At 61.9% G+C, this 6,999-nt stretch carries 4 protein-coding genes; 1 reads left to right on the top strand and 3 read right to left on the bottom strand.

The window, feature by feature from the left end; all coding sequences use genetic code 11:
• Window positions 1-46: 46 nt before the first annotated feature.
• From AC1MDC_RS16200 to uvrD, 3 genes are all read right to left on the bottom strand, one after another.
• Complete coding sequence (locus AC1MDC_RS16200) at window positions 47-925, bottom strand: Tim44 domain-containing protein (RefSeq protein WP_085686042.1); 879 nt, start codon at window positions 923-925, stop codon at window positions 47-49.
• A 175-nt stretch (window positions 926-1,100) separates the two neighbouring features.
• The gene (locus AC1MDC_RS16195) at window positions 1,101-1,541 is read right to left on the bottom strand and encodes an EamA family transporter (RefSeq protein ID WP_085702277.1); all 441 of its coding nucleotides are present in this window, start codon (window positions 1,539-1,541) and stop codon (window positions 1,101-1,103) included.
• Between the two features lie 53 nt (window positions 1,542-1,594).
• Window positions 1,595-3,778, bottom strand: a complete 2,184-nt coding sequence (gene uvrD / locus AC1MDC_RS16190) for a DNA helicase II (RefSeq protein WP_227233962.1) — start codon at window positions 3,776-3,778, stop codon at window positions 1,595-1,597.
• A 259-nt stretch (window positions 3,779-4,037) separates the two neighbouring features.
• Here uvrD and AC1MDC_RS16185 point away from each other — a divergent pair, with 259 nt between their 5' ends.
• Window positions 4,038-6,911: a putative bifunctional diguanylate cyclase/phosphodiesterase gene (locus tag AC1MDC_RS16185; protein ID WP_480393335.1), complete on the top strand. Its 2,874-nt coding sequence runs from the start codon at window positions 4,038-4,040 to the stop codon at window positions 6,909-6,911.
• The last annotated feature ends 88 nt before the right edge of the window (window positions 6,912-6,999 follow it).

The raw sequence follows: 6,999 nt of genomic DNA, 5'->3' as shown, positions 1-6,999 counted from the left end.
GGCCGAGGCCGGGGTTTTCATTACTGCGCGTAAACGTCGGAGGTGATCAGCCGTTCTGGCGGATACCGGCGACCAGCCAAGGCTGGTTGTCGCCCTGTGGACGTTCCATGTTCCAGCTTTCGCTGAACACTTCGCCCTGCTGATCGAAACGCGAGGTCTTCGACACGCCGTTGAAGGTCAGGGTAGCGATGGTCTTGTCCGCGCGGTCATCCACGCCATCCAGTTGTACCTGGAGGTTGTCGATGTAGGTGGACTGGAACGCGTCGCCCAGCTCCGCGCGCTCGCGCTTGAGGAACTCGAGCATTTGCGGGGTCACGAACTCGGCGATCTTGTCCATCTCGTTGGCGTCCCAGTGCTGCTGCAGCGCCTGGAAGTGGCTGCGGGCGGCTTCAAGGAAGCGCTGTTCGTTGAACCAGGCCGGTGCGTTGATCACCGGACGGGCGGCAGCAGGCGCGGCCGAACCACCGAAGATCGAACCCATGGCTGCTGGCTTCTGTTCGAACACTTCACGCTGCATCGGCGCGCCGGCCGGAGCGAACTGCTCCTGCTGCTTGCGGCGACGGGCGGCGATGAAGCGGAAGATCACGAACGCGATCACGGCCATGATCAGGATGTCGAAGAACTGCATGCCTTCGAAGCCGCCGCCCATGAACATGGAAGCGAGCAGGCCACCGGCCGCGATGCCCGCCAGAGGGCCGAGCCATTTCGAAGCACCGCCGGCCTTGGCCGCAGCGCCCGCGGCACCGGCAGCACCAGCGGTTGCCGCAGCGCCGCCCATGCCTGGAGAAGAAGGAGCCATCTGGCTGGTCTGGTGCGTCGGCGCAGCGCCGGCGCTTTTGCCACCACCAAAGCGCTTGGCGTTGGCGTCGAGGCTCATCGTCAGGCCGATGCACAACGCCATGGCGATGCTAAGAAAACGTTTCATAAAGGGAATTCCCGTTTGTGGAGACACGCGCGCCATGTTGCACAGCTGAAGTGTTACTGGCTAGCGAGAGAGTGTTTCGGGCTTTTGCCTGACAGGTTACGTTCAGCTCGGTCGGGGCAATAAGGCCATGTACTTTTGTCTGTAGGAAAAGGAGATAGGTTCAGCAGGAAATGGATCAACGCCGCAAGGCCAGCATCACCACTCCGGCGGTGATCAGGCCGATGCCGCTCCATTGTCGCAGGTCGAGTTTCTCACCCAGCAGGATCACACCGAGCACCGCCACGAAGACCACGCTTAGCTTGTCCACCGGCGCGACCAGCGACGCCGGGCCGACTTTCAACGCCCGGAAGTAGCACAGCCACGAAGCACCGGTGCCCAGGCCCGACAACAACAGAAACAGGTAGCTCTTGGCGGAGATCGATCCCAAGGACTGATATTGGCCCGTGACGTACAAAATCAAGGCCAGGCTGATCAATACGACGATTGTGCGCAGGAGGGTGGCAAAGTCGGAGTTGACGTTTTCGATGCCGATCTTGGCGAAGATGGCTGTCAGCGCGGCAAAAGTGGCCGAGAGCAGGGCCCAGAATGTCCAGGAGGAAAAAAATCCCGAGCCCATGGATGTTGCCTCCAGTGTCCGTTCCCGTGCTCAGCGCGGGAACGGACGTTGACTTATATGGCTTCCAGCTTCGCGTACCCGAGCATCAGCCACTTGCTGCCTTCGGCGAAGTTGACCTGCACCCGGGCCTGGGCGCCGGCGCCTTCGAAGTTGAGGATCACGCCGTCGCCGAAGATCGAGTGACGCACAGCCTGGCCAAGGCTCAGGCCGGTTTCCGGAATCTCGCTACCGCTGAACAGGTTGCTGCTGCCCATCGACGGGTTGCCGCCGAACGGTCGGCTAACGCTGTTCGAAAGGCGTACTTCCTGAATCAGGCCTTTCGGTACTTCCCGTACGAAACGCGACACCTTGTTGTAGGTTTCGCTGCCGTACAGGCGTCGGGTTTCAGCATAGGTCATCACCAGGTTTTGCATCGCCCGGGTAATGCCGACATAGGCCAGACGCCGCTCTTCCTCAAGGCGTCCAGGTTCTTCCAGGCTCATCTTGTGCGGGAACAGGCCTTCTTCCATGCCCACCAGGAATACGTAAGGGAATTCCAGGCCCTTGGCGCTGTGCAGGGTCATCAACTGAATGCTGTCTTCGTGTTCGTCGGCCTGAGTGTCGCCGGCTTCCAGCGAAGCGTGGCCGAGGAACGCGGCCAGTGGCGTCAGCTCTTCGTCTTCTTCAGTGTTCTCGAAGTTGCGCGCGGCGCTGACCAGTTCCTCAAGGTTTTCTACCCGGGCCTGGCCTTTCTCGCCTTTTTCCGCTTCGTGGTAGGCGATCAAACCGGACTGCTCGATGACGGTCTGGGTCATCAGGTGCAACGGCATCTCGGCGCACTTGGCGGCGAGGTTTTCGATCAGCTCGATAAACGCGCCCAGCGCACCGGCAGCGCGACCGGTCAGGCCTTTGTTGGCCACCAGCTGGCGCATGGCTTCCCACATCGACACATCGCTGTGGCGTGCATGGTCACGGATCGCCTCGACGGTTTTCTCGCCGATGCCACGAGCCGGGACGTTGATCACCCGCTCCAGAGCCGCATCGTTGCCACGACCTTCCAGCAAGCGCAGGTAAGCCATGGCGTTCTTGATTTCCGCCCGTTCGAAGAAGCGCTGGCCGCCATAGATGCGGTACGGAATGCGTTCACGCAGCAACGCCTCTTCCAGAACGCGCGATTGGGCGTTTGAGCGGTAGAGAATCGCGATATCGCTGCGCGCCAGGCCGGTTTTCAGCGCGCTTTCGATGGTTTCGACAACGTAGCGCGCTTCATCGTGTTCGTTGAACGCGGCGTAGAGGTTGATCGCTTCGCCATCGCCGCCGTCTGTCCACAGCTCTTTGCCGAGACGTCCGGTGTTGTTGGCGATCAGGGCGTTGGCGGCCTTGAGGATGCCGGCCGTAGAGCGGTAGTTCTGCTCCAGACGGATGGTCACCGAGTCCGGGAAGTCCGAAGAGTACTGGTGGATGTTCTCGATTTTCGCGCCGCGCCAGCCGTAGATCGACTGATCGTCGTCGCCGACCACCATCAGGCTGTCGCCACCCTTGCCCAGCAGACGCAACCAGGCGTACTGCACGGCGTTGGTGTCCTGGAATTCGTCCACCAGAATGTGTCGGAAACGCTTCTGGTAGTGCGCCAGCAGGCCCGGGTGATCGCGCCACAGGTCGAGGGCGCGAAGCAGCAGTTCGGAGAAATCGATGACACCGGCACGCTGGCACGCTGCCTCGTACGCTTCATAAATGCCGCGCATGGTCGCCAGGAACAGATCGCCGCTGGCCTGAATGTGTTGCGGACGCAGACCTTCGTCTTTCTGCCCGTTGATGAACCACTGGGCCTGACGGGCCGGCCAGCGTTGCTCGTCCAGCCCCAGCTCGCGGATCACCCGCTTGACCAGTCGTTGCTGGTCGTCGCTGTCGAGAATCTGGAAAGTCTGGCTCAGCCCGGCTTCCTGCCAGTGCGCCCGCAGCAAGCGGTGCGCCAGGCCGTGGAAGGTGCCGACCCACATGCCGGCCGGGTTGATGCCCAGCAATTGCTCGATGCGGTGACGCATCTCGGCAGCGGCCTTGTTGGTGAAGGTCACCGACAGAATCGAGTGCGGCGAGGCGTTTTCGACCTGGATCAACCAGGCGATACGGTGCACCAGCACTCGGGTTTTGCCGGAGCCGGCACCGGCCAGGACCAATTGACGACCAACGGGAGCCGCTACGGCCTGCCGTTGGGCATCGTTGAGGGAGTTCAGCAGAAGGGAGAGATCATCGCGCATCGGGGCATTCTAGGGTGCGCCGCAGGCCCGGGCAAACCGAGCTTTGCATTAGCCGATGAAAGTGCTGTCGATGACGACCGGTCGGTCACCGGCTACAGGCGTTGACCCGCCTGGCGTCGGGGCTTTGGAGGGGGACGAGCGGTGGAAAAGTTTCGGTGAAATTATGATCTGGGGCAGTTTGGCAAGTGGTTCGGCTTGTGTATGCTCCGTCCACGTTTCCGGGCGCATGCTCACACTTATAAGAACAAGAACGTTGCCTATGACCCTCAGCTTCGACCTGTCGGGCCCCTCCGTGGAGCCTCGGGCGATCCGCAAGCTTTACGCCACCCAGATGGCGGTCGAGCGCACGCGCCTTCTTTATCAGGGTTCGCTGTTGCCCACCCTGTTCATGTTGATCAATGGTCTGGTCTGCGCCGGTCTGCTCTGGAGTCCGCAGCGTTATTTCGTGGTCAGCGTCTGGCTGGTGTGGCTGTTGTCGCTGGTGGCCCTGCGAGTGATTCAGGTCGCCGCGTTCGACTCGGCGATCCCTGATCGTCAGGCCCAGCCGATCTGGGGGCGGATGTTCCTGCTCGGCTCGACCATGACCGGCCTGACCCTGGCCGGCGCCGGCATCGCCCTGGTGCCCGCCGACAATTTCATGCAGCAGGCCTGGGTATTCGGCCTGATCGGCGCCGCGACCCTGTCGGCCAGCGTGGCCTACGCCGTGAGCATTCCGGCGTTTCTTTCCTTTACCTTGCCGTGCCTGTTGCCGGCCATCGGCTACCTGTTCTGGGGCGGTGACGAACTGGCGCGCGGCTGGGGCTGGCTCGGGCTGATCCTGCTCGGGTCGCTGAGCGTGGTGGCGTGGCAGGTCAACCGGCTGATCGATCGTGGTTTGCTGCGGCGTTTCCAGAACCAGCACCTGATCGAGCACCTGCAACAAGCGCAAACCCGCAGCGAACAGCTCAATCTGGAACTGGCGAAGGAAATCGAACACCGGCGTTGCGCCGAGGGCAAGCTGCGTGAAGCTCAGGTCGAGCTGGAAGACCGGGTCGCTCAGCGCAGCCGGGAGCTGGACGTCGCCAACCAGGCGCTGAGCAAGAGCGAGGCGCGCCTGGCGCTGGCGTTGAAGGCCAGTGAGCTGGGACTGTGGGACTGGAACCTGCAGACCGACGAAGTTCACCACACGCAAATCCAGGAACTGTTCGGTCTGGATCCGGAATACGTCACCGGACTGCTCAGGCATCTGCGGCCGCGCCTGCATCCGGAGGATGTGCCACCACTCAAGCGGGCGTTGATCGAGCACTTGAAGGGCCGCACCGAGGATTATCAGATCGAATACCGCGTGCGCCATGGCGACGGTCACTGGGTCTGGATCGAAGACCGTGGCCGGGCAGTGGAGCGCGACGAGGACGGCCGGGTCATCCGCATGGTCGGCACCCGCCGCGACATCAGCGTCAGCAAAAGCCTGGAAGCCCAGCAGCAACTGGCGGCGACGGTGTTCGAGGCCGCCAGCGAAGGCATCGTGATCCTCGACCCGAATTATTCGCTGATCGCCGTCAATCAGGCTTTCAGCCGGGTCACCGGTTACGACATCGACGACATGCTCGGGCGCAATGTCGTTGAGTTGCCGTGCAGTCGCGATGCCCGCAGGCATTACGTCGCGATCCGCCACGCGCTGGAGCAGCACGGCAGCTGGCAGGGCGAACTGGTGGAAACCCGCAAGAACGGCGAGCTCTATCCGCAGTGGCTGCAATTGAACGCCGTGCGCGACAGTCGGGGAAGTGTGAGCCATATCGTCGGCTTCTTCGCCGATCTGTCGGCGCGCCGCGAATCCGAGGAGCGCATGCGCTACCTGACCCACTACGACGAACTCACCGGTCTGGCCAACCGCTCGCTGTTCCGCGAACGCCTGCACGAAGCCCATCAGCGCGTGCGGCAGGGCGGGCGCCGGAGTCTGGCGTTGCTGCACATCAATCTGGATCGCTTCAAGCTGCTCAACGACAGTCTCGGCCATGAGATTGCTGACCAATTGCTGCAAAAGATGTCCCGTCGTCTGGTCAGTGCTCTGCCGGAGGCCGACACCATTGCCCGGTTGTCCGGTGATGAGTTCGCGGTACTGTTCGATGCCTACGGCAACCTGTCGAGCCTGGCGCGGGTCGCCACGCGGCTGTCGACCAAGCTGCGTCTGCCGTTGACCGTGGAAGGGCATGAACTGGTGGTCAGCGCCTCGATGGGCATCAGCATGCTGCCGGACAATGCGCGGGAGATTTCCGCGCTGGTCAGCCAGTCGAACATGGCCATGCAGCATGCCAAGCACCTGGGCGGCAACAATTTTCAGTTCTACACCGACAGTCTGCAGGCCAGCACGCTGGAGCGTTTGCAGCTGGAAAACCAGCTGCGCAAAGCCATCGAAGACAAGCAGCTCAACGTCTTCTATCAACCGAAACTGTGCCTGGCGACCGGTCGTCTCAATGCGGCAGAGGCGCTGGTGCGCTGGGACCACCCGACCATGGGCCGGGTGCCGCCGGGGGACTTCATCGGTCTGGCCGAAGAGACAGGGCTGATCGGGCCGATCGGCGAGTTTGTACTGCGTCAGGCCTGCTGGCAGGCGTGCGAATGGCAGCGTCAGGGACTGGCGCCGATCCGGGTATCGGTGAACCTGTCGGTGCATCAGCTGCGTCAGGGCAAACTGGTCAGTCTGGTGCGTCAGGTGCTGGAGGAAACCGGCCTGGCGCCGCACTACCTCGAACTGGAGCTGACCGAAAGTCAGTTGCTCGACAGCGTCGAATACATCATCGCCGCGTTCCAGCAGTTGCGGGATCTGGGAGTGAAACTGGCCATCGACGATTTCGGCACCGGCTATTCATCGCTGAGCTATCTGAAACGGATTCCGGTGGACTACGTGAAGATCGATCAGGCCTTTATTCGCGGGTTGGGCGAGGGCAGCGAAGACGCAGCGATCACCCGGGCGATCATTGCGATGGCTCATGGGCTGTCACTGAAAGTTGTCGCCGAAGGTGTCGAGCGATCCGAGCAGTTGGCATTTCTGAAAGCTGAAGGTTGCGACGAAGTGCAGGGTTATCTGATCAGCCGTCCGGTGGAGGCGGTCGGCCTTGCCGCGTTGCTGCGTGAACAGGAAAAACCGCTGTAAGGGCTACATACAGCGCATGTCGCCTGATCCGGGGGTATCGAGTTACGCATTGAGCAGGCAAAAAGCCGATTCATGTAGTATAACTACA

Source organism: Pseudomonas sp. 1 (assembly GCF_056626735.1).
The sequence above is the reverse complement of the archived record's forward strand: the minus strand, read 5'-3'. Positions and strand labels throughout refer to the sequence as shown.

Excerpts from the sequence above, each read along its gene's own strand:
- uvrD (WP_227233962.1), bottom strand. The coding sequence starts at position 3,778 with ATGCGCGATGATCTCTCCCTTCTGCTGAACTCCCTCAACGATGCCCAA.
- AC1MDC_RS16195 (WP_085702277.1), bottom strand. The coding sequence starts at position 1,541 with ATGGGCTCGGGATTTTTTTCCTCCTGGACATTCTGGGCCCTGCTCTCG.
- AC1MDC_RS16185 (WP_480393335.1), top strand. The coding sequence starts at position 4,038 with ATGACCCTCAGCTTCGACCTGTCGGGCCCCTCCGTGGAGCCTCGGGCG.
- AC1MDC_RS16200 (WP_085686042.1), bottom strand. The coding sequence starts at position 925 with ATGAAACGTTTTCTTAGCATCGCCATGGCGTTGTGCATCGGCCTGACG.